The sequence below is a fragment of the Gilvimarinus gilvus genome (assembly GCF_030518155.1).
Taxonomy (GTDB): domain Bacteria; phylum Pseudomonadota; class Gammaproteobacteria; order Pseudomonadales; family Cellvibrionaceae; genus Gilvimarinus; species Gilvimarinus gilvus.
This window is the reverse complement of sequence record NZ_JAULRU010000097.1, coordinates 1-341: the sequence shown is the minus strand read 5'-3', so window position 1 is coordinate 341 and position 341 is coordinate 1. Positions and strand designations below refer to the sequence as shown.

Here is a 341-nt window from a genome sequence, read left to right as displayed (position 1 = left end):
AGGGCGTGCCAAGCCCGGTGAAAAAACCGGGGGATGTCGACATGGTGATCTTCCGGGAGAACTCCGAAGACATCTATGCCGGCATCGAATGGAAGGCCGGTTCGCCGGAAGCAGACAAGGTGATCAAGTTCCTCAAGGAGGAAATGGGCGTTACCAAGATCCGTTTCGACCAGGACTGCGGCATTGGTATCAAGCCGGTTTCCCGCGAAGGGACCAAGCGTCTGGTACGCAAAGCCCTGCAATATGTGGTGGATAACGACCGCGAGTCGCTGACGCTGGTGCACAAGGGCAACATCATGAAGTTCACCGAAGGTGCCTTCAAGGACTGGGGCTACGAAGTG

The 341-nt window shown here is 56.6% G+C and carries 1 protein-coding gene; it reads left to right on the top strand.

The window, feature by feature from the left end:
• A partial coding sequence (locus tag QWI17_RS00485; RefSeq protein ID WP_302720537.1) for an isocitrate/isopropylmalate family dehydrogenase occupies positions 1-341 on the top strand: 341 nt, incomplete at both ends.